The following is a 24,558-nucleotide window of genomic DNA, read 5'->3' as shown; positions in this document are numbered from 1 at the left end:
TGTTCTTGTTGGCGCTTTATAACGGCTCTGAACAGGATTCATCAGCATTATTCCCAAAGCCAAATGGATCAATTAACCAACAACGACATTGACTCGCTTTTGCAAAAAGCCAAAACCAGTGGCGACAAAGAGGACCTAGCCACTTTATGGAAGGCGGCCCTAAATCTTCCGCAGTGGCACTTCATAACGAAGCACACCGAGAAATTAGAAGACCGAAGACCGTTTATAGGAGTCCTCGACAACCAGCCGTGGGTTTTTGTATTCACGGACAGGCAGAAAGCTCAGGAATTTGGACAGTCTGTAAAAGACGGTGGATTTGTTGATGACAAGGGAAGCGTCATGATCATATCTATGGACACCCACAGAGCCATAGATTATGTTACGGCACTATCCTCAAAAGGCGTATTTGGCGTGAGAATAAACGAATTAAATGGCTGGTTTTCCCCTATTGCTAATTTACCAGCCATAATTAATCATGTTACCGCAAAAGATTAATTCACAAATAATTAGCAGCGAACTGCAGACTGGCTGTTAGCGAGTGTTGCGCTTTACCTGAATTACCACTAATGCTCCTTGCTCCAGGCAATTACCCAGTCTGGCTTTGAATAGCCGTAATTACCACCGTGTTAAATACATCATCCACGGTACAGCCGCGGCTCAAATCGTTCACCGGCTTGTTCAGCCCTTGCAGCACCGGGCCGATGGCCAGCGCGCCGGTTTCGCGCTGCACGGCCTTGTAGGTGTTATTGCCGGTGTTCAAATCGGGGAAGATGAGGACGCTGGCCTGGCCGGCTACTTCCGAGCCGGGCAGCTTCTGGCGGCCCACAATGGGGTCCACGGCCGCGTCGTACTGAATGGGGCCGTCTACTTTCAAGTCGGGTCGTTTTTCGCGGACCAGCTCGGTGGCGCGACGCACTTTTTCCACTTCGGCGCCTTCGCCGGAGGTACCCGAGGAGTACGAGAGCATGGCAATGCGGGGCTCCACGCCGAAGTTTTGGGCGCTTTCGGCCGAGGAAATGGCAATTTCGGCCAGCTGTTCGGCGGTGGGGTTCGGGTTTACGGCGCAGTCACCGAACACGGCCACGCGGTCGGGCAGGCACATGAAAAACACCGACGACACGAGCGAGATACCCGGCTTGGTTTTGATGAACTGCAGCGCCGGCCGAATGGTGTGCTGGGTGGTGTGCACGGCGCCCGACACCATGCCGTCGGCGTGGCCCTTGTGCACCATCATCGAGCCGAAGTACGACACGTCGCGCAGCAGGTCGCGTGCCATGTCGAGGTTCACGCCTTTGCTTTTGCGCAGCTCGTAAAACGTCTGCACGTAGTCGTTGTAGTACTCGGAAAATTCCGGGTCGATGACGCGCAAATGGCCCAAGGGCAGGTTCAGGCCGAGGCGTTTGGCGGAGGCGGCAATGTCGGCGGGGTTGCCCAGGATGGTGAGGTCCACGATGTCTTGCTGCAGGAGCTGGGCGGCGGCGCGCAGAATCCGGTCGTCGTTGCCTTCGGGCAGCACAATGTGGCGGCGCTGGCGCTTGGCCCACTGCAGCAGCCGGTACTGAAACATGTGCGGGGTAATGCCCTCGGCCTGGTAGCTGGCCAGTTTCTGGTCCAGCGCGGGCACGTCCACGTACCGCTCGAAGGTACGAATGGCCAGCTGCACTTTTTTAGGGTTATCGGCCGAAATACGCGACTTGATAACGCTGAGCCGGGCGCTGGTTTCAAACGTCCCGGTGGGCACCGCAATAATGGGCAGCACCGATTGCAGCCCGCGCAACAGGCGCAAAATGGGCTCTTCCGGCTCCCAACCGGCCGTGAGTACAATGCCGGCCACCTTGGGGTAACTAGCCGAAAGGTTGGCCTGAATGGCGCAGATAATCATGTCGCCCCGGTCGCCGGGCGTTACGATGACCACGTTTTCCTTGAGGTAGTTCAGGAAGTTGGGCACGTTCATGGCTCCCGTCACGAAGTTGTCGACCTGGCTGCCCAGCTGGTCTTCGCCGAACAAGAGCTTGCCGCCCAGGTTTTCGTGAATTTCCTTCATCGTGGGGTTCAGCAGCGTCTTGTCCTCGGGAATTACCGACAGAATAAGCCCCGCCGGCAATTGCGCGCGCAGCAGTTCCTGCACGTCGGCTACTTGGTCGGGCTGCACTTTGTTGGCCACTACTGTCAGCACCGGCACTTCCCGCGCCTCGTACCCGCGCAGCGCCGTTAGCACGGCGCCCACCAACTGGGCCGTGGTTTTGCCCTCGCCCGATATAACCAGCACCACCGGCACGCCCAGGTTTTTGGCAATGCTCACGTTCAGGTCGAACTCGAACGCGGTGCCATGGCCCACGAAATCGGTGCCCTCTACCACCGTGAAGTCGTGCGCGTCTTCCACCTGCTTGTAGCGCCGAATAACGGTATCGAGCATCTCGCCTTGCCGGTCGGTTTCTATGAGGCGCAGCACCTCGGTGCCGGTATAGGCGAAGGTGTCTTCGTAGGCAATGGGCAGGTTGAAGTACTGCAGCACGGTGTTGATGTGCACATCGCGCTGGCCGGCGGCATCGGCGTTGATGATGGGCTTGAAGTAGCCGACTTTCTGGGCTTTGCTGAGCAGCATGTTCACCAGCCCCAGGGCTACGAGGGATTTGCCGCTGTACGGCTCGGCGGAGGCAATGAAGACGGTTTTGGTCATACCGGATGGAAGTCGAGGTAAGAAAGAAACCGTTGGGAGCCGGCTTCGGCTGTAACTACGGAAGATTTAGATTGCGTGCCGAACCAAGCTGGCTGCCTCGAGCCACAAACATCTTTTGGCCGCCGCGGCTGCACCATGACAGAAGTCACCCTACTTGCCGAAGTCACTTTTTCATCCACAGCGCAACATCAACCGCGCTTCCCGATTATCCAGCCGTTACGCATGTCGCTGTGGGCGCCTGGGTCGCCGGGTTCAATTTTTTCAGAGTTTCAGATTCAGGAGCCTGTATATACCGCTACCCCCTACACATTGCGCATTCTTACCCTGCTCATACCGGCACTGGAACCCTACCTTCAGCCAGGCAAAACCATTCTCTTCGGCTTGTTTCCGCATGCTGCGGGTGAAGGCCGCATTATTAGCGTGGAGCCCATACAGCGTGGCCCGGCCGTATGGGTGACGCCCAAAAAGCCGAACGGCTCCATCTGAGAAGACGGAGCCGTTCGGCAGCAAAAGAAAAGCACATGCGCTTACCGCGCCTGACGCTGGCGCTCCACAATGGAGCGGCCCAGGGTAATTTCGTCGGCGTATTCCAGCTCGCCGCCCACCGGAATGCCGCGGGCAATGCTGCTGATGTGCACCTCCGCAAACTCGCGCAAACGGCGCGTGAGGTAGAACGCGGTGGTGTCGCCTTCCATGGTGGGGCTGATGGCCAGAATTACCTCCTTCACTTCACTCTCCTCCCCTTTCATGCGGTCCATGAGCGGCTCGATGTGCAAATCGGCGGGGCCGATGCCTTCGATGGGCGAAATCACGCCTCCCAGCACGTGGTACACGCCCTGGTACTGGCCGGTGTTTTCGATGGCAATAACGTCGCGGATATCCGACACCACGCACACGGTGCCCCGGTCGCGCAGAGGGTTAGCGCAAATCGAGCATTCCTCGGTGTCGGAGATGTTGTAGCAGGTGTTGCAGTAGCGGATTTCGAAGCGCATTTTGGCCAGCGCCTCCGCTAACGAGCTGGTGGTTTCGGTTTCGGCTTTCAGCAAGTGTAACGCGAGGCGCAACGCGGTTTTGCGGCCGATACCCGGCAGCTTCGCTAGTTCGCCTACTGCGTTTTCAATCAGTTTGGAGGGAAATTCCATGCAATGAGTTACCAGTTGTCAGGTATCTGTTGTCAGTAACGTAGCCAGCCGTTTGGGAACGGGCAACTGACAACTTGGTTCTAACAACTCAGTTAAACAACGTCGGCGGAGATGCCGCGGTCGTGGATGGCCGAGCACAAGGGCGTTAGCTCGTCGTAGGTGCCGAGCTTCACGGCGCACTGGCCTTTGTAATGAATGAGCAGGGTGCACTGTTCGGCCTGTTCCGGCTCGTGCCCGCACACGTCGATGAGGGTGCGAATGACGTGGTCGAAGGTGTTCACGTCGTCGTTGTACACGACCAAGTCGCGTAGGTCGGTGGTTTCTTCCAGCAGAAGAACGTCTTCGTCGGGCGCAAACTGGGGCTTGGTGTTCATGGCGTAAAAATACGGATAGTCGGGCACAAAACCGGGACGTTCCGGCAACCTGCTTTGCGGCCCTGTATAACCATAGCCGCGCGTGAATAGTTGCCTGTTACGGGGGTTTTGTACGGGTGCCGGGTCTGGAAATTTGGGCGTAATTTTCGAAAAATCTGATTCCGCTTCACCCCTCGGTTTTCCCTATGCACAGCTTCTCCCGGCGCGCGGCCCTGCCGTTAATCCTGCTCGGCTTACTGGGCTTGCCCGCCACCGCGCAGCAGAAACTCCTCACCATGGAGGACGCCTACCTGAACCGTAGCCTGCAGCCCGCTTCGCTCAAGCAACTCGCCTGGATTCCGGGCTCGAAAGACGAGTTCAGCTTTGCCCGCACCGAAAACGGCCAGGACGAGCTGGTGCGCGGCGGCGCCGACGGCAAGCTGCGCCCGGTGGTGAGCCTGGCCAACCTCAGCCAAGCCCTGCAAGCTGCCGGCGCCCCGGCCGTAAAAGCCATGGCCTTCCCAGCCGTGCAGTGGGTTAGCACCGATGCCTTTGTGGTGACCATGCCCAGCCGCGAGGTGTTCCGCTACAGCACCGCCGATGGCAAAGCCACCAAACTGTTCGGCTACCAAACCGGTGCCGACAACGTGGAGCTGGACCCCACCAAAACCCGCGTGGCCTACACCAAAGACCAGAACCTGTACATCAGCCTGGCCGGCAAGGAAAACGTGGCCGTGACCACCGAAGCCAACCCCGGCATTGTAAACGGGCAAGCAGCCCACCGCTCGGAGTTCGGCATTACCAAAGGCACGTTCTGGAGCCCCAAGGGCAACAAGCTGGCCTATTACCGCATGGACCAAACGATGGTTTCCGACTACCCGTTGGTGAACATTGCGCCGTTCCCGGCCCAGGCCGCGCCCATTAAATACCCCATGGCCGGCGACAAAAGCCACGAGGTAACCGTAGGCGTGTACGACGTGGCGTCGGGCAAAACGGTGTTCCTGCAAACCGGCGAACCGAAAGAGCAGTACCTGACCAACATCAGCTGGAGCCCAGATGAAAAATCGGTGTACGTAGCCGTGCTCAACCGCGACCAGAACCACATGTGGCTGCGTCAGTACGACGCCACCACCGGCGCGTTCGTGAAAACGCTGTTCGAGGAAACCGACGCCGAATACGTGGAGCCGCAGCATGCGCTGGAGTTCGTGCCCGGCCGACCCGACCAGTTCGTGTACCAGAGCGAGCGGGACGGTTACAACCACCTTTACCTCTACAACACCAGCGGCAAGCTGCTGCGCCAGCTCACCAAAGGCGAGTGGTTGGTGAACGACCTACTCGGCTTTGATGCCAAGGGCAAAACGGCGTACTTCGCCAGCAACCAGGACAGCCCCATTCAACGCCAGGTGTACAGCGTGGGCCTCGGCGGTGGCAAGCCGCGCAAGCTCACCCAAAACACCGGCACCCACGCGGGCACCCTCAGCCCCTCGGGCGAGTACGTGCTGGACGTGTTCAGCAGCCAAACCACGCCACGCACGGTCAGCCTCATCGGCACCAAAGACGGCAAAGCCAAACAGCAACTGCTGAACGCGCCCAACCCGGTAGCAGGCTACGCACTGGGCCAGATGAAGCTGTTTCCCATTAAAGCCGCCGACGGCAAAACCGACCTTTACTGCCGCCTGATTACCCCCGTGGGCTTCGATGCGAGCAAGAAATACCCTGCCGTGATTTACGTGTACGGCGGCCCGCACGTGCAGCTCGTCACCGATTCGTGGCTGGGTGGCGGCAACCTCTGGATGCAGCACATGGCCGAAAAAGGCTACGTGGTGTTCACCGTGGACTCGCGCGGTTCCGGCCACCGCGGCCTGCCCTTCGAGCAAGCCACGTTCCGCCAAATGGGCACCCCGGAGCTTGCCGACCAGCTCAAAGGCGTCGATTACCTGAAAAGCCTGCCCTACGTGGATGCTGCCCGCATTGGCGTGCACGGCTGGAGCTACGGCGGTTTCATGACCACTACCATGCTCACGCGTGCGCCGCAGGGCACGTTTAAAGTAGGCGTGGCCGGCGGCCCGGTTATCGACTGGCGCATGTACGAAATCATGTACACCGAGCGGTACATGGACACGCCCCAGCAAAACCCCGAGGGCTACCAGCAAGCCAACCTGCTGAACCACGTGAAGAATCTGAAGGACCCGCTGCTCATGATTCACGGCACCGTTGACGACGTGGTGGTGTGGCAGCACAGTCTCTCTTACCTCAAAAATGCCGTTGATAACGGCGTGCAGCTCGATTACTTCGTGTACCCCGGCCACCCGCACAACGTAGGCGGCAAAGACCGCGTGCACCTCTACACCAAAATCACGAACTACCTGGACATGTACCTGAAGCCGGAAGCAGCGCCGGCCGGTACAGGTGCCAGCAGCGGGCAATAGAACCTTAAGAGCATAAATACCGTCATCCTGAGCGCAGCGAAGGACCTTACCACGCGTGAACAGCTTGTTCTTCTGTGGTGAGGTCCTTCGCTGCGCTCAGGATGACGGCAATGATTGCCATCAATTCGTTTCCTCCGATTCCGTTTCTCATGCCCGCTCCTTCCGCCGACTTTAAACGCGCCCTGAAACAGCTTTCCGATAAAGAGAAGGAAGACCTGCTGCTGAAAGCCGTGCGCCGCGACGCTGAGCTCTACGACCTGCTGCGCTACGACATTCTGCCCGACGTGGACCTGCGCACCGTGCAGGACGAGCACGCCGAGCGCATTGCCGCGCTGCTGGAAAAGGCCAACGGCCGCGTCATGAACCGGGCCCTGTCGCGCAACCTGGGCAAGGCCGCCAAGGAAATCGCCCGCGCCAAACGCATCACCAAAGACAAGCGCTTGGAAGTGGAACTGAACATGTACACCCTGCGGCTTATCCTAGACGAGTACAGTCAGTACTTCGAGGGATTCGTGTATGCGTTTTACGTGGCTACGGTGCGCCTGCTGCTGCGTACGGCCAAGCTCATCCCCAAGCTGCACGAAGACCTGTGGCTGGAGTACAAGCCCGAATTCGACGAGATTCTGACGACGCTTCGCAAACACGAAAAACACCGCCAACTCCGTTACCCCTTGCCTACGGAGTTAGAATTACCCCATTAAACGCAAAACGGCCCCTTCCACCGCGGTGGGAGGGGCCGTTTAACTTCTGGTCAGCGGTTCGGTGAAATTACTGGGCCTGCTGCTTGGCTACTACGTTGAAGTTCAGCGTGAATTCATTGTCGATGGCCTTGTCGGCAGCAGCGCCAAACAGGGTCGAGCCGTACTTCACGTCGTACTTGGTGCGGTCGATGGTAGCTACGCCCGAAGCTGCAGCTACACCGTCTTTCACGCCTACTTTGGCGGGGAAGGTTACGGGGTTGGTTTTACCTTTAACGGTCAGGTTGCCCGTTACCAAAGCGTTGTTGCCTTTGGCATCAGCCTTGGTCGACTTCACGTTGGTAATAACAAACGTGGAGGTCGGGTATTTGTCGGCGCTGAAGAAGTCGTCGTTCTTCAAGTGGCCTACCAATTTGGCGTTGTATTCGGCGTTTTCGATGTCCTGCACCTTAATGGCGTCCATATCGAAGGTGAAAGTGCCACCCACAATCTGGTTGCCTTTCACCTGCACCTGGCCGTCTTTCAGCGCGATGGTGCCGTTGTGCTGGCCGCCTACTTTCTTACCTACCCAGCCCAAGGAGCTGAGCTGAGGCTGTACGGCGTATGCGTTGCCGCCTTTGGTGGCTTTAACCGCCTTGGTTTGCGGTTCGCCTACTTTTTGAGCCTGGGCCGGAGCAGCGAACAAAGCGCCTACGGCGAGCAGCGAAAAGAGAACTTTTTTCATGATGGGTAAGGGAACTACGAAAAGTTGAGAGGCAAAAAAAGACGGGCAGAACTGCCCTTAGTCGCGAATTTTATCGAGCAAGGCGCTGAGCTGAGCGGCCTCCTCCTCGGTTAGATTGTGCAGGCCCAGGTGACCTTGGCCTACGGTTTCGTCCAGCTGTTTTAGCAAGTCCAGGCCGCTGTCGGTAATGCGGATGTCTACGGCGCGCCGGTTGCTGGGGCAGGTGGTGCGGGTAACCAGCTGCTTGGCCTCCAGCTTATCCACAATGCGCGAGGCGTTGCTGGTTTTATCGAGCATGCGCTCAATGAGCAGGTTTACCGTGGCGGGCTTGGGGTGCTGGCCGCGCAAAATGCGCAGCACATTAAACTGAGGCGGCGTAATGCCATACGGGCGGAAGGCACAGGCTTGGCGCAGCCCCATCCAGTTGGCCGTAAACATCAAATTGATGAGGGCTTTCTGGTGTGGACCTCTGAAGGTGTGCTGTTGGATTTCTTCTTCGATCTTCATCATTAGCTGGATGATGCTGCAAATATATGTACATACATTTAATGTAACAACATTGGTTCAATAATTTTTTACTTTTTCCAGAGTCGCAGCCACAAGGGCCTGGTTGCCGTATGCACGATGCAGAAACCAGACCACCTTCATCCGCCATGAAACAGCTGACTTCCCTGCTATTGTTTGCGGTGGCCCTGCTTGCCGCTCCTGCCCTGCAAGCCCAAAGCAAAGCCACTCCCGCCAGCGCCGCCGATAACAAACGCATCGACCTGCAAAACGGCGACCAGTTTGTGATGCAGAACGGCAGCGTGGTGCGGCGCCGCAACGGCCAAACCACCGGCCTGAACCAGAACGTGATGCTGCCCAACGGCACCAAGGTGAACGTGAAAAGCGGTATCGTGGAGTTGCCTACCGGCAAAATCACAACCCTGAAGGAGGGCGACTACGTGAAGGCCGATGGCGGCATTATGTTCGCTACACCGCAAAGCGCCGCCGAGGCCCGCGGCACCACCGCCCCCGCCGATGCCAAATTTGGCGAATACGTGGAGCGCGGCTCCGTAGTCACCACCAACGACCTCGATACGCGCCTCACCGACATGAACCGGCGCATGGAACTTATGGGCCAGAAAATTCAGCTGCTGAACCAGAAAATTTCCCTGCTCAGCCAAGGCAATACCAAAGCCCCCGACACCAGCCAGCTCGACGGCCAGATTCGCAGCCTCGACGAGCAGCTACGGGCCGTTAAGTAATGACCACCGTGTAAACCGCAGCGGCGCCTCAACTTTCAGTAGTAGAGGCGCCGCTGCGGTTTTTGAATGGTGCTGGTCCGTGTAGCTTAGGATGGTTGCGGAACCTTGGTTTGCGCCATAAGTTGGCCCTCCGCTTCGGTTACCACCCCAAAGGGTTCGTTGCGCACGATGAGCAGGCCATCCAGGTCGCACACCTCCGCAAGCGAGCTAAGCTGCAACGCCGACCAAATGCCCAGCGAGGTTTCCACCATGCAGCCGATCATGGTACGCAGCCCGTGGGCCTGGGCTTCGCGCAGCAGCCGCACGCCGTTCAGGTAGCCGCCGGCTTTCATGAGTTTCATGTTCACCATGTGAAACTGCCGGCCGATGTCGGCAAAGTCGGCCGCATCCGTTACCGATTCGTCGGCAATGAGCGGCCAGGGCGAGCGGCTGTGCAGGTAGCGGTAATCGTCGGTGAGGGCGGCGGGAAGGGGCTGTTCCAGCAGCTGCACATTCAGGCCGGGCAGGCGCCGGGCGTGCTCCGCGAATTGCAGTAGACTGTCGGCGTCGTGCCAGGCTTCGTTGCCGTCTACCAGCAGCGGGTGGCCGGGTAATTCCTGGTTTATGGCATGCAGCAGTGCCACGCCGCTTTCCTGATTCACTTTCACTTTGATGAGGGCGAACCGCGCTAGGCCGTGCTCGTGCACAAACCCGGCTACGGCTTCGGGCGCCATAATGGGCAGCGTGAAGGCGGTGGGCACTTGTGCAGCCGGCAGGGCCAAGCCCAGTAACTCCGCTACCGATTTTCCCTGTTGCAGTGCTTCGCGGTGCACATACGCCGATTCCAGGGCAAAACGCAGAGCATGCGCGGGCTGATGAGCTTCCAGCACGGCCGTTAATTCAGCCACCGTTTTTACCCGCGCTAAATCGGCTTGCAGGCTTTCAAACTGGGTTAGCAGCAGCTCCGGGGTTTCGCCGTAACGCACATTGGGAGCGGCTTCGCCCCAGCCAACAACTTGAGGCGCAACGGCATCGGCCACGCGTATGAGTAGATTGGTTTTGGTATCGGAGGCGTTGCGGGAGATTTTCCAGGTGAAGCGCAGGGGTAACTCCAGCGTTTGGATGGTCCAGTTCAGCATTAGAGGGTAATTAGGACGCATAAGTAGGAAATCGAGACGGAAAAATCAGCTGCCGGGCAAACGGTTATCTTTGCTCAGTTTCGTCGGGCTACCCCGCCGGAAATTACCCGAACTTTCCCCTCTATGAAGTTGAACCGCGTGGCCTTGTCGGCACTGGCCCTGCTGTTGGTGGCCGCACTGCTAACCGCTCTGTCTCATTACGGCATTCTGGCGCTGCCGGCTGCCGTTCCGCTGGCTGCCCGCTGGGTGGCGCTGGCTGCCATGGTTACGTGGGCCGCGCAACGCCGCTCCCTCACGTTCTGGATTGTGGTGAGCATGTTGGTAGGCGCTGAAGTAGGCGCCGATTTCCCCGAAACGGCCCAGAAGTTCAAGGTGCTGAGCGACGTATTCCTGCGCCTCGTTAAAACCATTATTGCGCCGCTGGTATTTGCTACCCTAGTAGTCGGCATTGCCGGCCACGCCGACCTTAAGAAAGTGGGCCGCATGGGCGTAAAGTCCCTCGTGTACTTTGAGGTGGTTACCACGTTTGCCCTCTTTATTGGCTTAGCGGCCATTAACCTCACCAAAGCCGGCCGCCTCGACCCCGAGGTACTGGCCGCCGCCCGTGCTGGCAACGTTACGGAAACCATAGCCGCTGCGCCCACCCAAACCGCAGCCGATATCATCCTGCACATCTTCCCCGATAACATTGCCAAATCCATTGCCGAAGGGCAGGTGCTGCAAGTGGTGGTGTTTGCCATCATCTTCGCCATTGGCCTGGCCATGGTAACTGATAAGCACCGCCGCCCCATGCTGGAATGGTCGGAAAGCCTGTCGGAGGTCATGTTCAAGTTCACGAACGTGGTCATGTTTTTCGCGCCGCTGGGCGTAGGCGGTGCCATTGCCTACACGGTGGGCAAAATGGGCTTCGCTCCTCTCATTAACGCAGCGCAGCTGCTGCTCACGTTGTACGCGGCGCTCATTGCCTTCATGATCTTGATTCTGCTGCCGGTGGCACTCATTGCGCGCATTCCGCTGAAGAAATTCATCAAGGCCATTGCCGAGCCGGTGAGCATTGCCTTCGCCACTACCTCCTCGGAAGCGGCGCTGCCGCGGGCCATGGAGGCCATGGAAAGCATTGGCGTACCGCGCCGGGTAGTAGCCTTCGTAATGCCCACGGGCTACTCGTTTAACCTCGATGGCACCACGCTGTACCTCTCACTGGCAGCCGTATTCGTGGCCCAGGCGGCGGGCATTGAGCTTACGCTGGGGCAGCAGCTGGTAATGGTGTTCACCCTCATGCTCACCTCGAAAGGCGTGGCCGGCGTACCCCGCGCGTCGTTGGTAATTCTGCTGGCCACGGTGGCCTCGTTTAATCTGCCCGCCTGGCCGGTGTTCATCATCCTCGGTATCGACGCGCTGATGGATATGGCCCGCACGGCCGTAAACGTTATCGGCAACTGCCTGGCCTCGGCCGTTATTGCCCGCTGGGAAGGCGAGTTCGACGACAACTACCAGGGCGAAGCCGTACTGGACTACCACGTGCAGCCCGATGCAGCCCCCGCTGAACTCCACCATTAAGGTGTGATTTACTCTTGACTTTAAACGACCAGCCTGCGGTTATTAGCGGGCTGGTCGTTTACCATAAAGAAGGTTTATCTAACTACTGAGCAGGGTAATTATCAAGGAGAAATACACATAAGTATGTTTTAATATATTTCATATTAATTATTAAAATACCTATAATTGTTCCCCCGCTTCGTGCGGGGCACGATTCTCTTTTTCCAGCTCCTTGCTCCCATCCTGTATGGGCTTCACCTTATGACACACGCATTACGCTTTTTATTGCCTGTGCTGCTGGTTACTGCCCTTCTTGGTGGCTGTAAATCGGCTGAAAAGGTGATGTTCCAACCTTCGTCGGTGGCGCTGTCGAGCCGGCTGCCTTCCCTGGAAGTTTCAGTGGATAACGGACCACTCAACAATTCCGACGGAGCCTGGCCCGACGACGCGCAAACGTTGTTTGAGCGGGAAGTACGCATGAACTTGGCCGAGCCCGAGGACACAATTCGCTTTGGTTACGCCAGGCTTCAGATTACCGAAGTGGCCAATAACCGCGCCGGCAAAGCGCTACAAGCATTTCAGCTGATGACGCTCATGACCCCGGCCCTGCTGGGCGTACCGCTGGAATGGTACCGCACGGCGGTAAAAGCAGAGGTGCAGATTGTAAACTCCCGGGGCAAAGTTCTGGGCACTTACGCCGAAACGGGCGAATCGAGCATCCGCGTGGCCATGTACCACGGGTATTCCCAAACCCAGGCTCCACGCTTGGCCGACATGGAAGCCCTTCGGCAGGCCATTGCCAAAATCAAGCTAAAAGTTGAGGTGGACGCCGTTCGGCTAGGCTCCGAGTTGCTAACGGCAGGTCCCTTGGAAGCCGGCAAACCCGATGTAGAAGCAGCAGCGGAAGCTTCGCTGGAGGAGTAAACCTGCAAGGCTTTTTCCTCAACTGCATTTTCCCACGCAGCTTGCGCTGTTTAAAATTAGGTGCCCTATTCTAACAAAATAAGGAGTAGCTGGTCATAAGCTTTACATGCCAGAACGCCTATATTAGCTAGGCTAAGCTTATGACCACACCTCCCACTTCTCCCGCCGGAGAACTGCTGTGGGCGCAGCCACAAACAGCGCAGCCTGCAGTTGAACTCCGTCCTTTTATCACCGCTTACAGTGCTTTTGAGGCCGCCTTGCCGCCCGGCGAAGAAATACACGCGCAGGTAATTCCGCCCGGCGTCCCCGTTATTACACTATTGTTAAGTGGGCACATTCGAATTACGGATGGCCCTGCCGCTGGCCAAACGGCGCCGCCGGCTGCTTTCACCGGCCAGCTTACCCGCAGCGGTGGAACAGCCTGCGGAGGCCACTTGCACACGTTTATGGTGCATTTTTCGCCGGCTGGCGCGCATGATTTGCTGGGCATCGATATGAAGCCGCTGCAAAACACTACCGTGGAGCTGTCCGCAGCCGCGGGCGCGGGCACCGAGGCCTATTTGCAAGCCATTCAAAAAGCACCAGACTTTGTCACCCGTTGCCACTTAACGGACGCTTTTTTTGAAGACGTACGCCAGCGTTCCGGGCAAGCCCCTGGCCTGGGAGCCGCCGCAGCCCAGCTTCTAATGCAGCACGCAGGCAAACTAGAGGTGGAAAATTTGGCGCAGCGCCTGGGCATATCGGCCCGCACCCTGCTGCGCCGCTTCACCCACGAGGTGGGCGTTTCGCCCAAAAGCTTCGCCCGCCTGATGCGTTTTCGGGCGGCCCACAACTACCTACAGGCGCCCAACGCCACCTGGGCCGATGCGGTGCTGAAGTTCGGCTACACCGATCAGTCGCATTTGATTCGCGACTACCGCGACTTCGCCGGCGAAACTCCGCGCCAATACGACCCCGAGGCGCGCGTGCTGGACCGCTCGGCGACCGTAACCAAAAAACCCGAAGCCGACGCGCGGTAGATGGTCAAGCAGGAGCGTGTCCGATTTTTACAATACTACCCTTTTTAAACCCTATATAATTAGGCCCTTGAATCGTGTCATCGACCAATGGCTTTATCTTATTTAGTTCGTAGAACACCGCTCCTAAGCTGTTTTGCCTTGGGAGCTGCGTTGCTCCTTACCATCTCCTGCCAGCGCCCCGCTACCACGGCTAAACCGCTGGCTCCCGCCTCGTTAACCGGCACCTGGACGGCCACCGGCTACACCTGCGGCGGCCCTACCCCGCCCCAGCTCGTGCGTGTAGTGCAGCAGGGCACTCTGGCCAAGGCCACCAAGCTGCGCGGCGACGACTGCGTAGGCGAAAACGAACCTACCTGGGAAGCCATCTACCTCGGCCGCAGCCCATTCCAGGCGCGCCTGTTCAACCGCATGGGCGAGAACCCGGCCACCGTGCGCGTGCTCGGCCCCGACAAGCTGGAAATGCGCGATGGGACGGAGCAGGTCATTGTGTTTGTGCGGCAGCCCGCGCCGGTGTCGGCGGCGCCCACTACAACGCCCGCTCCTGCCCCGAAAACGCCGGCTAAAGCCGCTCCGTCTCCTTCCTCAAAAAAACCAAAATCTTAACGCGCACCATGATTTCCATTGCACTTCTGCAACTGGGCACTTCGGCCCTCCTGGCTTTCAACAATTGGCCGGCGCCGCCCAGCACGTTTGGGGCCAAGGTAGACGGCAAAGCCCTGACGGGCAACCCCGGTTCCAACAACTGCCTGCTGATGATGAACGCGCTGAACGTAGGCGCCAACATGGCCGACGGCAGCTACGTGACGGTTGAGATTATGCCGGCGGCTTTTCCCAAACTGCCCGTGACCTTGTCGGCAAGCGGGGGCAGCCTGGAGAAATACGCCAAGATCTTCTACTACCCCAAGGGCATTAAAGACGCGATGAACATGTACACCTCCGTCGGCAGCACCGGTACGGTTACCATCACGCGCTATAATGCCGCTGCGCGCACCATTGCGGGCACATTCAGCGGCCAGTTGGTGCGGGGGCCCGGCTCCAAGGCAACGGTTAAAACGGTGCAGCTCACCGACGGGCGCTTCGACGTCACTTTCAACAAAATGTAATTATGATCCGACCCCTACTTTCCTCTGCCCTGCTTTACGGCCGGGGGTTACTGCTGGTGATGCTCCTGCTGGCGACTTTGGGCGCCGCCCCGGCCCAACTGACGGGCGGCACCTTCCGCTGCAAAATCAACGGCAAAGCCGCCGCCAGCAGCACCGAAGCTCCTCGGGCCATGCTGATGGGCAACGCGCTGTCGTTTTTTGGCAACGCCGGTGCGGTCGGCGGCATTTCCATCAGCATCTACCCGGCCAATTTTGCCAAGTTGCCGGTCACGCGCCCGGTCACGAGCGCGCAAGAGATGGAGAAGTATGCCCAGGTCGATTATTTTCCCAAAGGAACGTGGGGCCAAGAACGCATTCGGGCCCGGGGCGGCAACGTCACCGTGACCAAGTTCAACGCGGCGGGCGGCACGGCCTCGTGCACCATCACGGGCTGCACGGCCAAGCTGGCCAACGGGCAAACCATCGCCCTTAACGACATCGTGTTCGAGAACGTGCCCGTAACCAAAATGGGGCGCTAGCCGCAGCTGGGCCGAGTTGCGTTGGCTTACCTAAACTATTTACCTGCAAACGACCTATGCGCAATTTTTACCTGAAACTCGTCGGCTTGGTGGCGCTGCTGGGGCTGATGACGACGCTGGCCTTTCGTCCAGCCGCGGCCCCGGCGGCCGGCGGCACGGTGGCCCTTAAGCTCAACGGCAAAGCCTACAGCTTGGTGCCCACCAGCCGCTACCTCACCATGGGCACGGCCAACATCCACGCCAACCTGGGCGCCGGCGACGTGTCGTTGGCCTTCTACCTGCCCGATAACCTCAAGCTGCCCCTGCGCCTGACCTTGGGCGACGCCATGGCTTCGACCAGCGTCATCTACACCCCCGATAACGCCCAAGCCGGTAAGTTTTTCTACTGGTCGTCGAAGGGTACGCTTACCGTCACGCGCTACGACGCGGCCACGCGCACCGTGTCGGGGACGTTCAGCTGCACGGGTCAGCTGCGCAAAAACCTGAAGGACGTGCCCGGCAGCACCGTGCAGCTCACCGACGGCCGCTTCGACAACGTGCAGCTCGTTAAGTAACCCGCCCAATCTGCTTCCGCCCTCATGAAAAAACTGCTATTCGCGCTGTTCCTGGTCTTGAGTTGTCAAGCCCAGGTGTTGGCCCAGGGCCTGAACCTGGCCGCCGAAGACCCCAACAAACCCACCGACCTAGCCCTGGCCCCCGACCCGGACCTGCCCCACGGCAAAACCGCGACCGTGCGTGGACTGGCCAACGTCGAGGGTCAGCGCATGCTGGTGCGGGGCCTGGGCGTAATGCAGCCCGTGGTGGTAACGGTTTTTCCCGAGCAGAAAGACGCGCGGGTGCGCGTAGAGTTGTTCAAGGAAAACTGGCAGCAAGCCGAGCGCAGCGAAGTCAGCGCCGACTCCGGCCGGGTGCAGCTGCGCTTCCGCACCGAGGGCGACCTGGGCATTTGGGTGAAAGGCGAAGACGGCGCGCCGGTGCCCTTTTACGCGGTGGTTTGGGTGGGCGACGAAGTGGAAGCCCCCGTACCCAACCCCTTCACCCCCACTCCCGTGGCGGATATGCAAAGCGGCCCGTCCAGCGCCCCCAGTGCTGCCGCCGGCGGCTTGGGCACCACCGCTTGGCTGGCCATAGTGGCGGGGCTGTTGGTGGTTATAGGAGGGTTGTTGGTGCTGGTACTGCGCGGGCAACGCCGCGGCCAAACCGGCGCCACCGTGCTGCTATTGAGCCTGCTGAGCACATCTGCCTGGGCCGATCCGGTGGAACCGCTGCAGCCGGTGTCGGCGCGCGCGGCGGCGGAGGCCTTTGCGCGTAACCAAGGTTTAGACGCCGCCAATGCGGCAGCTGGCGCGGCGGGCGGAGTCGTGGCGTCCACGCTTACCTCCTTCGGCGGTATTCTGCTGAACGCGCGCGAGTTTCTGGACTCCTGGCGGACGCTCACGGGCCGCGACGCCGATAGCCAGCCCATTCTGATGCCCGACGGCATGCCCCAAGTGCCTTCGGCCTGCGCCGGCAATGCGGCGTGCGCGAGTTGCTACGGCGAAGCCCAGGAAAACCTGAAGAAAACGCGCATCGTGCTGGAAAAGCTGCGCCTGATTGGCAAGCGCACCAAGGAATTTTCCGATAAGTCCATAGCCCTCGGCGACGCCGCCTCCACGGCCGTGCCGGGCAGCGCCAGCGGCTTAGCCTGGATTCAGGAGAAGCGAAAAATTCAGGACGAGATGAAAAATTTCGAACCCGTGTATGACCGCAAATACCGCGAGCTAATGGGTAATCTGCGCGACAACCTGCAGGCTATTGGCCGCTGCGAAGCGCAACTGGGCGTGCCCGATTGGTACAACCGCTACGGCTTCTTGTACTTCCAATTCATGGAAGGTCACTACAAACGCAACTGGTAATGAAGCTCCGGTTCGTAATGGTTGTGGGAAGCAGCTTACTTGCCGCTTGCGGTTCCAACGACCAGCCGGCTGCTCAAACGCCGGCTTTGCCCGACACCGAAGCCGGCCGGTCCGTAGCCGATGCCCGCCATTTGCCCGCGCCCTCCGGCGACCCGCAGGACGACGCGCCCTCCGCGGACGTGCCACCGGGTCCCACGCCCATGCAGCGCCAAGCTGGCGCCGCGGTTCAACTTACCGCCGACAGTCAGCCTTGGGTAGCCGACAGCCTGCTGGCGCAATCGGGCCCCGGTTTGCTGGGCGACTACGAGGAGGTAACGCTGCGTGTGCGGGCAGGCACGCCAGTAAAGGACGTGTTCTTCAGCGAGCTAGTATTGCGCCTTCCGCTGACGCCCGAAATCATAGCGCACGTACCCGTTGCCATTCCGCTCGACCAAGGGCTGCGGGCTGAGTTCTTGGCCTGGAGCCGGCGCCGCGGTTCGGGGCCGCCCCTTTTCGACGCGGCCGCGCGGCAGGCCGGCTTGCACCAAGACTACGGCGAAGCCCCCATGGCCGCGCCAAAGGGCACGTTTACGCTGCAAACCCTCGACCGGGCCGGCCGTGTCTTTTCGGGCCAGCTCGACGTGACGTTCACCACCAACCCCGACGGCCCGGACTCGCGGCCGGTGCGGCTGCAGGGTCAGCTGACCGACGTGCGTTACTAACGCGCTGGCTGTCATTTTACCCTAACGCGAGGTTTCTCCTTGCTCGGCATCTTAGCGGCACAGCTGCGCGGGGCAAGCATCATTCTGCAAAGCCAAGTACGCTGCTATGTACCACTCTCCTGCTTTGCCCGAGCCCCTTCTCCATTGTCACTTTCCTCTCTGCTCCATGAAACACCTGTACTGCTACTGCTTGGCGGCCGCACTGCTCAGTGCCTGCTCCTCCGATTCGGCCACTCAGACGCCTGAGCAAAGCGCCGGTACAACCGGCTCCAACGCCGCTGCGGCTGACGCCAATGCGGCCACGACCGATGTATCACCAGCCACCAGCACCGCCTCCGACCAAGCGGCCGACCCCACCGCCGGCGTTCAGCCCGACGAGCCGTGCCAACTGCTGTCGGCAGCCGAAGCCGGAACCGCCTTGGGCGTATCAGGCACCTTGCAACCCATAACCAACCAGAACGACGTGACGAGCAAGTGCCTGTACCAAACCGCCCCCGACGCGCAAGGTGCCACCACCACGCCGCTTGCGCTGGAGTGGACCCGCGACGTGGCTTCCCACCGGGCCTACGCCAGCAGCAAAGAAGGATTGAAAATGCTCAACATGACACCGGAACTGGTGTCTGACCTGGGCCAGGAGGCGTTCTGGGGCATCGAATCGGAGCTGTTTGTGCAGTTACCGGGTGGCATGCTCACCGTCCGAACCACCGGCAGCTCACCTGCCGAGCAACGTGCCCGCTGCCTGAAAGTGGCCCAGATGGTGCTACCCCGCCTTAAGGCTTAACACAAGCGGATTCGGCTTTACGCCCTGCCTCGAGTTTATCGACTTCGGTTGGCCAGCTAGCTTGCTGCTGACCCCAAAACCACGGGTTCGAAACACTCGCAGGGCACGCTTTCAAACCCATGACTTTTCATTTTTGCCGGGCCGGCTGGCTTAGCAACCATTTTAGTTTCCAGATGAAATACCTGACCTTGATTTGCTTAATGCTGGCATTTGGTTCGGCCCAAGGCCAAACCACAACCCAAGCGCCTGCCGCAGCGGTGAAAGCAGAGACGCCGGTGCAAGTGGTGGAACGCCAGCTGAAAGCCTACAACGCCCGCGACGCGGCTGCATTTGCTGCTACTTACGCCGACAACGTGGAGCTGCTGGACTTTCCGGCCCAGTTGCAGCTAACGGGGCGTGCGAAGCTGCAAGCAGCTTATACGCAGTTTTTTGCCTCAGCCCCAAAGCTGCGCTGTGAGATTCTGCACCGCAGCGTCTTCGGTAACCGCGTAATCGACCACGAACGCGTGACCGGCATGCCCGATGGTAAGCCGCTGGAAGCAATGGCCGTGTACGAAGTGGAGAACGGCCTAATTCGGCGCGTCACGTTCATCAAATAAGCAGCGCCGCTTCGGGCTCGTTCACCATGCGTGTTACTCGTTTAGATCTTTTGCTTTGTTGGTCCCGCCGACCTACTACCTGGACTGCGTTGCTGCTGGGGCTAAGTCTCGTGTCGGGTGTAGCCAATGCCCAACGCCGCCCACCGCCGCTGCCTGCGCCGGGCAACGCGCGGCCGGCGCCCACGCCGCCCAAAGTAAACGTGGTTCCGGCGCCCAGTTTCCCCACCGATTTCACCAAGCTGGCGGCCTTGGCCGGCGGCGGACCCTACGACCTGGTGCTGGTGGCGGTGCGCAGTCGCCTGCCCTTCGAGCCCAAGGATGGCAGCGCCGCGGTCGTGCGCGAGGTGTACTACGCCGAAGCCCTATGTCGCGCCAACGCCGACCCCGGCCTGAAACTGTTGTTTTATGGCCAGCCTTTGCGAGTGGAAAACGGCTACGGCCAACCCAACAATACCCACCTGCGAACCTACACCCAAGCCTTTGCCCCGGCCGCCCGCCCCGACCAACCCGACGGCCCGCTGTGGGAAACGTTTGGCACGCCCGGTGCGCCCCTGGCCAAGTACCGCTCCGACGCGCCAGGCGCCGCCCTCTACCCTTACCCGCACCGCTACAATTTACAAGCTCCTACGGTAGACCAGTTGGTCTACAACGACGAGCGGCAGCAGGTCTACGAGTTCAAAATCAGCCACGACTTGCCCCTGCAGGCCAAGCCCCGCCCGCTGCCAGTGGGTTTTGTGCGCACGGCAGCCCCGCAAGACGCCTACTACTTTCTGTCGGTGCCCAAGGCCAAGCAGACGCTCGTTTTCCCGCAACAGCCGCCCACCGCCGACAACGGCATTTTCCGCTACACCGTGCCCGGCAAAACGGTGGTGTACGGCGGCGCCGGCGTGCCCCAACGCCAGGAAATCTACGCTGTGTGCCGCACCTATGCTTGGCAAAGCGCCACCGTGCGTCACCACGTGCCCGGCAAGCAGGCTCAACGGTGGTTGTTCGTCACGGCCGACGAGGTGGCCCAGTTGGTTAGTCCGCGTTGAGCGCCGGTATAAGTATCTATATTGTTGTATATAATCAACAAATAGAAACTTGCAAATACCCTAAATGTCGGCACGAGGCCCGCGCTGCAACAAGCGGCTGACACTCTTGGCTACTTTACCCCACCCGGGGTAGGCAACTGACCTTCTCACGCTTCGCAATTCACTGCATCTACCCCCAACTCATGAAACACATTTCCGCTTCCTTGCTGCTGCTTGGGCTGATGGCTTGCTCGCAGTCGGGCACTGATAAACCGGCCGAAACCGCCACGGCACCCGCCGCAGCCGACGCGCCGGTAACGGCCACGGCAGCCCCGGGGGCCAGCACGTCGGCTGCCATTGTGCACGACAACAGTGTCATCGTATCGGGCGACAAATTCAAGGAACGCACGGTCATTTCGCTGCCGAACGGCATGGGCTCCACGCAGCTCTTCCCGGCCATGGATGGGGCGCCGGCCTACGCCATGATTACCATCAATGCCTCGAACGAAGAGTATACCCGCACCTACGGCACCACCGTGACCACCGCGGGCAACGAGCCGGGCACCTTTGAACTGGGCCCGTCGCAACCGGCCCGCATGATGCTGAACTTCAACGAGCTCGACAACGCTTACTACGACTCCTACCACCCCGGCGCCTCGGGCACGCTCACGGTCAGCAAGTTCGACGAGAAAGGCAAAGCGGTGGCCGGCACCTATTCGGGCACTTTCACCAATGATACCGGCGGCCGCATTACCGTGCACGAAGGCCGCTTCGGCACCGACAAGAACATCGTTGTCGGACCGTAACCGCATGTAGCTTTGGGCCAATGCCTTACTCCCACCGGCTTACTGCCTACTTCCTTGTTTTGATTTCACCCCCTCACGCCCATGCGCTCTGATATTCCTCCCTCCCCCGCCGACTACACCGGCCCTTACGATGCGCTGCTGGAAAAAGAGCTGGCGCCGCTGTTCCTGGAGAAGCTGCCCCCGGCCCCGCTGGGGCTGAAAGATGGTTTCGTGCGGTATTTTCCCTGGATTACGGTGGTCCTGATGGTGCTGCTGCTGCCGGTGCTGCTGTTGGCACTTGGCCTGGGCGCAGTGCTGGCGCCGCTCGGTTTTGTGGGCGGCCTCAGCGGCGGCTTGGTGGGCATGGTAACCCTGGGGCTGTCGGCTGTCATTTTGGTGCTCGATTTACTGTCCCTACCGGGGCTGTTTGGGCGCAAGCGCCGCGGCTGGGTGTGGGCCTACTACGCGCAGTTGCTGGGCCTGGCGGCGGGGCTGCTGTCGTTTTCGTTGTTTAGCCTGCTGCTGGGCGGTGCGTTTTTGTGGCTGCTGTTCCAGGTGCGCGGCTACTACAAGTAACTCCGTACCGCGGTGCTCATTGGCTTGCTGACTCCGTTACGCGGCCTGCTGGCGGTCGGCTTGGTGCTGAGTTCCGACGCGGGCTCGGCGGAGCTAACCATTAGCGGGCCGGGGCTGAACGTGCGCGGCACGTTTCCCACTGCGCGCTGCCGCGCTCCGTTATTGCCGGGCGGCCGGGGCGTGCGGGGCAACCTGGGCAACGTGTACGAGGTGCCGTATCCGGGCGGCACCTTCACCCTGCTCGACAAAATAAAGCGGCAAGAAGGCGCCCAGGACCTGGCCAACCGCGGCGGCACCCTAACGGCCACGCTTACCCTCACCAACGGCCGCACCTACGTGCTGGCGCGCCGGCCCGGCGCCGTGGTAGTGACTAACGCCCTGCGCCTGGTGGCTTTCGACGTGTGGCTGCGCGCCGCCATAGACACGGCCGAAACCCAGGGCCTGGTGCGCGTGCGTGGCCACTGCGCCTGCCAATAACCGCTTGTTTTCAATGCTTTACCAAGTTGCTTGCCTTATGCGCTATTCGTTACTTCCGTTGCTGGCTGCACTCATGGGTGCATTAGCGGCCCAAGCCCAAACGTCAGGCTCGGTGGGCATCGGTACCACGGCACCCGAGCCCTCGGCCGCGTTGGACGTGCGCGCCGCCGATCCGGTGAACCGCCCGCAGGGCTTTCTGCCCCCGCGCCTTACGTACGGGCAGCGCACGGGTATCAGCAACGCGGCTGCCGGCTTGCTGGTGTACCAAACCGACGCCAGCACCAGTCCAGCCGCGCCCAGCGGCTACTACTATTACACCGGCACGCAGTGGCTGCCGCTGGGCGGCCCGGCCGACAACCTGGGCAACCACACGGCCACCCAGGACCTTGATTTGCAGAGCCACGCGCTGCGTATCGGGGGAGGCACGTCGGCCAACGTGCTCATCGGAGCCGGGGCCGGCCAAGCCCTGACCACCGGCACGCTCAACACCATGCTGGGGGTCAACAGCGGCGCGCTGACCACCACCGGCTCGCGCAACCATTTTGTGGGGCTGGGAACCGGTGCGGCCAACACCACCGGCGCCAACAATTATTTTGCGGGTTACGCCGTGGGCGCCGCCAACACCACCGGCCGCGACAATTACTTCAGCGGCTACCGGGCGGGGTCTGCCAACACCACGGCCTCAGGCAACCACTTTACGGGCTTCGAGGCTGGCTTCGACAACACCACCGGCGAAAGCAACTACTTCAGCGGGTTTCAGGCCGGCACCCGCAACACCACCGGCAGCTTCAATAGCTTTATCGGCTACCAGGCCGGGGCCCGCAACACCACCGGCTCGGCCAACTTTTTCGTGGGCTACTCGGTCGGGGCCCGCAACACCACCGGCGTGCGCAACCACTTTGCGGGGCACTTGGCCGGGCTCAACAACACCACCGGCAACGACAACTATTTTGTGGGCTACCAAGCCGGCGGCAGCAACACCACGGGCTCCTTCAACCACTTCAGCGGTTTTGGGGCCGGGGGCGCCAACACCACGGGCGAGTTGAACCACTTTGTGGGGCACCGGGCCGGCGAAAGCAACACCACGGGTTCGTACAACGACTTTAGCGGCTACCGGGCCGGCGCCTCCAACACCACCGGCTCGTACAACTACTTCGCGGGCCCCTCGGCCGGGGAAAGCAATACTACCGGCATGTTCAATCACTTTGCCGGCTACGCGGCCGGCCGAAACAACACCTCCGGCTCCAATAACTACTTCGACGGCCATTTTACAGGGCTCAGCAACACCACAGGAGGCGGAAACCACTTCGTGGGTTACAACGCGGGCCGGCTCAACAACACGGGTTCCGACAACTATTTCAGCGGCACCTGGGCCGGAGCGGGTAACACCACCGGGACGCGCAACCACTTCAGCGGGCAGGAAGCGGGCCGCGGCAACACCACGGCCAACGAGAACCACTTTGTGGGCTACCAGGCGGGGTACGCCAACACCATCGGCACGCGCAACCACTTCAGTGGCTACCAGGCCGGGCGTGCCAACACAGGCGGCAGCTACAACCACTTTAGCGGCTACGAGGCCGGCCGGCAGAACACCGCGGGCAACGATAACACGTTTCTGGGGGCCGAGGCGGGCGAAGCTAACACCACTGGTTCGGGCAACGTGTTTGTAGGCAGTCTGGCGGGGGGCAGCTCCGACACCGGCTCGTTTAACACCGCCGTGGGCACCGGGGCCGGGCCGCGCTCGGCGGCCCTGAGCAACACCGCCGCCGTGGGCCACAACGCCCGGGTCAGCCAAAGCAACTCGCTGGTGCTCGGCGGCACCGATTCCGACGCCGTGCGCGTGGGCATCAACACCGACGCGCCCCAGGCCCGCCTCGACGTGGTGGGCTACCTGCGCGTGAGCGGCGACAACAACGCGCCGACCACCGGCACCGTGCCCAAGCTGGCGTTCCGCACGCTCACGGCCACGCTGCCGGCCACGGCCGGCCAGCAGGTGCTCGTGGCCCACGGCCTGACGGACGCCAAAATCCTAGCCCTGCAGGTGCTGGCCGACTGCGGCAACGGCAACACCACCCCGCCCAGCTTTACCGACAACCCCGGCGAGTTGTACCACGCGTACCTCAACGTGGGCCGGGTGGTGCTGCGCGCCGGCCAGGGCAGCTCCTCCAGCCAGGTCCTGAGCCGGCCGGTGCGCATTCTGCTCACATATCAGGAATAGCCTGCGGGTTGTTCCAGCT

Annotated in this window: 27 protein-coding genes; 21 read left to right on the top strand and 6 right to left on the bottom strand. The window is 60.5% G+C overall.

Annotated elements, in window-relative coordinates; genetic code table 11:
* The first annotated feature begins 63 nt into the window (after nucleotides 1-63).
* The gene (locus ABD903_RS02635) at nucleotides 64-495 is read left to right on the top strand and encodes a hypothetical protein (protein ID WP_345221121.1); all 432 of its coding nucleotides are present in this window, start codon (nucleotides 64-66) and stop codon (nucleotides 493-495) included.
* Nucleotides 496-586: 91 nt separating this feature from the next.
* Here the strand turns inward: ABD903_RS02635 and pta are convergent, their stop codons facing one another.
* Nucleotides 587-2,680: a phosphate acetyltransferase gene (gene pta, locus ABD903_RS02630; RefSeq protein ID WP_345221119.1), complete on the bottom strand. Its 2,094-nt coding sequence runs from the start codon at nucleotides 2,678-2,680 to the stop codon at nucleotides 587-589.
* A gap of 135 nt (nucleotides 2,681-2,815) precedes the next feature.
* Here pta and ABD903_RS02625 point away from each other — a divergent pair, with 135 nt between their 5' ends.
* Nucleotides 2,816-3,166 (top strand): hypothetical protein, encoded by a 351-nt coding sequence (locus ABD903_RS02625; protein ID WP_345221117.1) that lies wholly within the window; start codon nucleotides 2,816-2,818, stop codon nucleotides 3,164-3,166.
* 41 nt (nucleotides 3,167-3,207) lie between these two features.
* Here the strand turns inward: ABD903_RS02625 and recR are convergent, their stop codons facing one another.
* Together recR and ABD903_RS02615 are read right to left on the bottom strand one after the other, a co-directional pair.
* Complete coding sequence (recR, locus tag ABD903_RS02620) at nucleotides 3,208-3,822, bottom strand: recombination mediator RecR (protein WP_345221115.1); 615 nt, start codon at nucleotides 3,820-3,822, stop codon at nucleotides 3,208-3,210.
* A 92-nt stretch (nucleotides 3,823-3,914) separates the two neighbouring features.
* A complete protein-coding gene (locus tag ABD903_RS02615) occupies nucleotides 3,915-4,196 on the bottom strand; it encodes an ATP-dependent Clp protease adaptor ClpS (protein ID WP_151079393.1) in 282 nt (93 codons plus the stop codon).
* A 185-nt stretch (nucleotides 4,197-4,381) separates the two neighbouring features.
* Here ABD903_RS02615 and ABD903_RS02610 point away from each other — a divergent pair, with 185 nt between their 5' ends.
* Together ABD903_RS02610 and ABD903_RS02605 are read left to right on the top strand one after the other, a co-directional pair.
* Entirely contained in the window at nucleotides 4,382-6,604 is a 2,223-nt protein-coding gene (locus ABD903_RS02610) for a S9 family peptidase (protein ID WP_345221109.1), read from the top strand.
* Nucleotides 6,605-6,753: 149 nt separating this feature from the next.
* Nucleotides 6,754-7,305 (top strand): hypothetical protein, encoded by a 552-nt coding sequence (locus tag ABD903_RS02605; RefSeq protein ID WP_345221108.1) that lies wholly within the window; start codon nucleotides 6,754-6,756, stop codon nucleotides 7,303-7,305.
* 67 nt (nucleotides 7,306-7,372) lie between these two features.
* Here ABD903_RS02605 and ABD903_RS02600 read toward each other — a convergent pair whose 3' ends face one another.
* Nucleotides 7,373-8,026 (bottom strand): YceI family protein, encoded by a 654-nt coding sequence (locus ABD903_RS02600; protein WP_345221106.1) that lies wholly within the window; start codon nucleotides 8,024-8,026, stop codon nucleotides 7,373-7,375.
* A 57-nt stretch (nucleotides 8,027-8,083) separates the two neighbouring features.
* Nucleotides 8,084-8,536 carry a MarR family winged helix-turn-helix transcriptional regulator gene (locus ABD903_RS02595; protein ID WP_345221104.1) on the bottom strand — a complete coding sequence of 151 codons (453 nt, stop codon included), beginning with the start codon at nucleotides 8,534-8,536 and terminating at the stop codon, nucleotides 8,084-8,086.
* A 143-nt stretch (nucleotides 8,537-8,679) separates the two neighbouring features.
* Here ABD903_RS02595 and ABD903_RS02590 point away from each other — a divergent pair, with 143 nt between their 5' ends.
* A complete protein-coding gene (locus ABD903_RS02590) occupies nucleotides 8,680-9,273 on the top strand; it encodes a DUF6799 domain-containing protein (protein WP_345221102.1) in 594 nt (197 codons plus the stop codon).
* An 86-nt stretch (nucleotides 9,274-9,359) separates the two neighbouring features.
* Here ABD903_RS02590 and ABD903_RS02585 read toward each other — a convergent pair whose 3' ends face one another.
* Nucleotides 9,360-10,412, bottom strand: a complete 1,053-nt coding sequence (locus ABD903_RS02585; protein WP_345221101.1) for a dipeptide epimerase — start codon at nucleotides 10,410-10,412, stop codon at nucleotides 9,360-9,362.
* A 102-nt stretch (nucleotides 10,413-10,514) separates the two neighbouring features.
* Here ABD903_RS02585 and ABD903_RS02580 point away from each other — a divergent pair, with 102 nt between their 5' ends.
* The 16 genes from ABD903_RS02580 to ABD903_RS02505 all read left to right on the top strand — a co-directional run bounded on the left by ABD903_RS02580 (nucleotide 10,515) and on the right by ABD903_RS02505 (nucleotide 24,539).
* Entirely contained in the window at nucleotides 10,515-11,951 is a 1,437-nt protein-coding gene (locus ABD903_RS02580; RefSeq protein WP_345221099.1) for a dicarboxylate/amino acid:cation symporter, read from the top strand.
* A 240-nt stretch (nucleotides 11,952-12,191) separates the two neighbouring features.
* Nucleotides 12,192-12,854 carry a hypothetical protein gene (locus tag ABD903_RS02575; protein WP_345221097.1) on the top strand — a complete coding sequence of 221 codons (663 nt, stop codon included), beginning with the start codon at nucleotides 12,192-12,194 and terminating at the stop codon, nucleotides 12,852-12,854.
* 140 nt (nucleotides 12,855-12,994) lie between these two features.
* Nucleotides 12,995-13,873, top strand: coding sequence for a helix-turn-helix domain-containing protein (locus ABD903_RS02570; RefSeq protein WP_345221096.1), 879 nt, complete (start codon nucleotides 12,995-12,997; stop codon nucleotides 13,871-13,873).
* A 138-nt stretch (nucleotides 13,874-14,011) separates the two neighbouring features.
* Nucleotides 14,012-14,476, top strand: a complete 465-nt coding sequence (locus ABD903_RS02565) for a hypothetical protein (protein ID WP_345221094.1) — start codon at nucleotides 14,012-14,014, stop codon at nucleotides 14,474-14,476.
* A gap of 8 nt (nucleotides 14,477-14,484) precedes the next feature.
* Nucleotides 14,485-14,976, top strand: coding sequence for a hypothetical protein (locus tag ABD903_RS02560; RefSeq protein WP_345221092.1), 492 nt, complete (start codon nucleotides 14,485-14,487; stop codon nucleotides 14,974-14,976).
* Between the two features lie 2 nt (nucleotides 14,977-14,978).
* The gene (locus ABD903_RS02555) at nucleotides 14,979-15,494 is read left to right on the top strand and encodes a hypothetical protein (RefSeq protein ID WP_345221090.1); all 516 of its coding nucleotides are present in this window, start codon (nucleotides 14,979-14,981) and stop codon (nucleotides 15,492-15,494) included.
* A 56-nt stretch (nucleotides 15,495-15,550) separates the two neighbouring features.
* Nucleotides 15,551-16,048 (top strand): hypothetical protein, encoded by a 498-nt coding sequence (locus ABD903_RS02550; RefSeq protein WP_345221089.1) that lies wholly within the window; start codon nucleotides 15,551-15,553, stop codon nucleotides 16,046-16,048.
* A gap of 24 nt (nucleotides 16,049-16,072) precedes the next feature.
* On the top strand, nucleotides 16,073-17,389 hold the full coding sequence (locus ABD903_RS02545; protein ID WP_345221087.1) for a hypothetical protein: 1,317 nt from the start codon (nucleotides 16,073-16,075) through the stop codon (nucleotides 17,387-17,389).
* Nucleotides 17,389-18,090: a hypothetical protein gene (locus ABD903_RS02540; RefSeq protein ID WP_345221086.1), complete on the top strand. Its 702-nt coding sequence runs from the start codon at nucleotides 17,389-17,391 to the stop codon at nucleotides 18,088-18,090. The genes ABD903_RS02545 and ABD903_RS02540 overlap by 1 nt, the downstream gene beginning before the upstream one ends.
* A gap of 166 nt (nucleotides 18,091-18,256) precedes the next feature.
* A complete protein-coding gene (locus ABD903_RS02535; protein WP_345221084.1) occupies nucleotides 18,257-18,871 on the top strand; it encodes a hypothetical protein in 615 nt (204 codons plus the stop codon).
* Nucleotides 18,872-19,044: 173 nt separating this feature from the next.
* A complete protein-coding gene (locus ABD903_RS02530; protein WP_345221082.1) occupies nucleotides 19,045-19,470 on the top strand; it encodes a nuclear transport factor 2 family protein in 426 nt (141 codons plus the stop codon).
* Between the two features lie 50 nt (nucleotides 19,471-19,520).
* Nucleotides 19,521-20,504, top strand: coding sequence for a hypothetical protein (locus ABD903_RS02525; RefSeq protein WP_345221081.1), 984 nt, complete (start codon nucleotides 19,521-19,523; stop codon nucleotides 20,502-20,504).
* A gap of 182 nt (nucleotides 20,505-20,686) precedes the next feature.
* Nucleotides 20,687-21,289: a hypothetical protein gene (locus ABD903_RS02520; protein WP_345221079.1), complete on the top strand. Its 603-nt coding sequence runs from the start codon at nucleotides 20,687-20,689 to the stop codon at nucleotides 21,287-21,289.
* 81 nt (nucleotides 21,290-21,370) lie between these two features.
* A complete protein-coding gene (locus ABD903_RS02515; RefSeq protein WP_345221077.1) occupies nucleotides 21,371-21,844 on the top strand; it encodes a chromate transporter in 474 nt (157 codons plus the stop codon).
* A 24-nt stretch (nucleotides 21,845-21,868) separates the two neighbouring features.
* The gene (locus ABD903_RS02510; protein WP_345221076.1) at nucleotides 21,869-22,321 is read left to right on the top strand and encodes a hypothetical protein; all 453 of its coding nucleotides are present in this window, start codon (nucleotides 21,869-21,871) and stop codon (nucleotides 22,319-22,321) included.
* Nucleotides 22,322-22,358: 37 nt separating this feature from the next.
* Complete coding sequence (locus ABD903_RS02505) at nucleotides 22,359-24,539, top strand: beta strand repeat-containing protein (RefSeq protein WP_345221074.1); 2,181 nt, start codon at nucleotides 22,359-22,361, stop codon at nucleotides 24,537-24,539.
* The last annotated feature ends 19 nt before the right edge of the window (nucleotides 24,540-24,558 follow it).

Origin of the sequence: Hymenobacter koreensis, from assembly GCF_039541855.1 — a bacterium.
Lineage (GTDB): Bacteria > Bacteroidota > Bacteroidia > Cytophagales > Hymenobacteraceae > Solirubrum > Solirubrum koreensis.
The sequence above is the reverse complement of the archived record's forward strand: the minus strand, read 5'-3'. Positions and strand labels throughout refer to the sequence as shown.